Here is a 2,212-nt window from a genome sequence, read left to right as displayed (position 1 = left end):
CCCACCCGAATCAAATGGGCGGATTTAATTGTCTACTTGACAGGGAGTAGTTCAGGTTTGATGAGCGAATAAGGACTTTGGAACTAGTTTCAATTTCAAAACAGCTCACACATTTTACTAAAATAGAAAGTTGTTCGAAAGTAACCTTTGCTTTCTGCACAACTTTTTATTTTTATTTATGTTGTAAAGGGAAAATAATCACTCAAATAACGTCGTATTAGGAGCAAAAGTATTTAACATTAAGTATTTTCACTTGGCGTATTAGGATAATAAAGCTCTTTACGTAGGCATACGTCTTTATGCTTCAAATGTTCACCTTTAAAACGAAGCCAAATCTCATCGTCTGCCATGACACCATGTGTTTTTCGCACAATGCCCCATCGATTATACGCTTGCATACCCAAGCTTTCTAGAAGTTCATTGGCATTTGCACGTGTTGGTGGGAATGTACGCCACTTCAGCCATTTCTCCAATTCTTCAAGCGTAATATGCCCTTCCATATTTGGTGAAAACTGCTTATTAAAATCGTCAATATAGTTGATGACATATGGGGTGCCGCCATTTGCAGGCTTCAAATCGACTGAGGCAATTACATCGTCCATCCACATCACATCAAATTTCATATAATCAATCATTTATTTCACTTCTTTCGATGAAAAGCTGTTTTAAGTTTAAATCATTTAGTTGCGATAGTAAGACTTGTTTTGCACGACCAAAATCAACCTGACTTGATTCAAGAGCATCCAGTAACGCTGCTTTATCAATAAAAGCTGGCCCTGTATAAAGGGCAAGTTGTTTTAAAAAGCTAGAGTTAAAGGGTTTCGCTTTTACTTTACGCTTTAAAATCGTTAGCGGTTTACCTGATGGATAATCTCTTTCGTCAGATAGTAAGCTTAGCCCATTATCAAAAATTGGAGCGAGCTGCCACGATTTCTTAACGGGATTATATAAAAACAAAATGTTATTGGTATGACGATCTTCATTTAAAATCAGTGCATCAAAGGCAAGTAATCGAGCAATTTCTTGTCGTACATTCAGGTCTGTAAAATTTTGCACCTGCTGCATGATTTGCTCAAACTTTTCATGAGTTGATAAAGATTTATCGTTTAAAATCGGGTCTGTTGAGGTAAAGTTTGCTTCAAATAAACGTTCAAGCGTGACTTCCTGAAGTGTTCCTCTGAAATCATGGGAGTAACAACCTACAAATGTTTCACCATCGGGTAATACAATTTTGCAAGGATAGTACTTTACATATTCTTTTTCTTGTAACGTAGAATGAGCGAGAACAAACGAAGCTAACACTTCAGCCTGCCCTTCATAGCCACGTGTATTTTGTTTGACCCACTTATCACCAACGCGCCATTTGGATTGGTCTCCTTTACTAGATGTACTAATAATGCGCACTGCATCAGCAGGTATATGAATAGTTTCCATGCGTCTCACGTCCATTTTACTTGAGTTTTTTCTATTTAAAACTAAAAGTAGCCCGGTTCTCAGAAGGAACACGGGCTTAATCGTTACAATTATTATAGTATGTGTTGAATTAACTCGTCAAATATATTAGGTATGATGAGGAATTTTTTTGAGCCATTCGTCACAAGTACTATTTATTGATAAGATTCCTCCAACAAGTTCTCTGCAACATTTATATTCTTTCCAAACAACTTGAATTTTAGAGAAAGAGTTTTAAAATCAGTATTTTCAACCTTTCAAAAAATGGCGGTACTTCTATGACGAGTATCCGCAGGGGCAAATGGGTATCTGAGCTTGCTTTTTGGTTAACCATCAGTCTTTAGAAAAGTACTAGGCATCACAACAAGAACGACTGTCCCTTTCGCACAAAGCGTATCTTCAGCATAAATCTCGGCATCTACCTTCCATTTTTTCGGATGGATTTCTTCAACGGTTCCAACAGCTTTTAATGGAACATGCTGTGGTGTTGGTTTTAGAAATTCGACATTGAGACTAGCCGTTACAAAGCGTGGAGGCTCAGCGCCATCACCAATTTCATGCCCGTTTTTACGGTGCAAAGCAAGGGAGGCAGAGCCTGTGCCATGGCAATCCATCAATGATGCGAGAATTCCACCATATAGAAAGCCAGGAATCCCCATATATTTTGAGTCAGGTGTAAAAATAGTAACAGTCTTTTCTTCTTCCCAGCCTGTTCGAAGGTGATGTCCATCTTTATTTAGTCGACCACAGCCGTAACACC

General features: G+C 38.2%; 3 protein-coding genes. All 3 read right to left on the bottom strand.

What is annotated here, in order from left to right; translation table 11 throughout:
- Nucleotides 1-239: 239 nt before the first annotated feature.
- Nucleotides 240-635 carry a hypothetical protein gene (locus C9J34_RS17025; RefSeq protein ID WP_107841379.1) on the bottom strand — a complete coding sequence of 132 codons (396 nt, stop codon included), beginning with the start codon at nt 633-635 and terminating at the stop codon, nt 240-242.
- A complete protein-coding gene (locus C9J34_RS17020) occupies nt 628-1,434 on the bottom strand; it encodes a HipA domain-containing protein (protein WP_107841378.1) in 807 nt (268 codons plus the stop codon). The genes C9J34_RS17025 and C9J34_RS17020 overlap by 8 nt, the downstream gene beginning before the upstream one ends.
- 344 nt (nt 1,435-1,778) lie before the next feature.
- Nucleotides 1,779-2,212, bottom strand: a 434-nt coding sequence (locus C9J34_RS17015) for a PaaI family thioesterase (protein ID WP_107841377.1), incomplete at its 5' end; no start/stop codon positions are given.

The organism is Metasolibacillus meyeri (genome assembly GCF_003049505.1).
In the GTDB taxonomy this organism is placed as follows: Bacteria; Bacillota; Bacilli; order Bacillales_A; family Planococcaceae; genus Metasolibacillus; species Metasolibacillus meyeri.
This window is presented reverse-complemented; position numbering and strand designations above follow the sequence as displayed.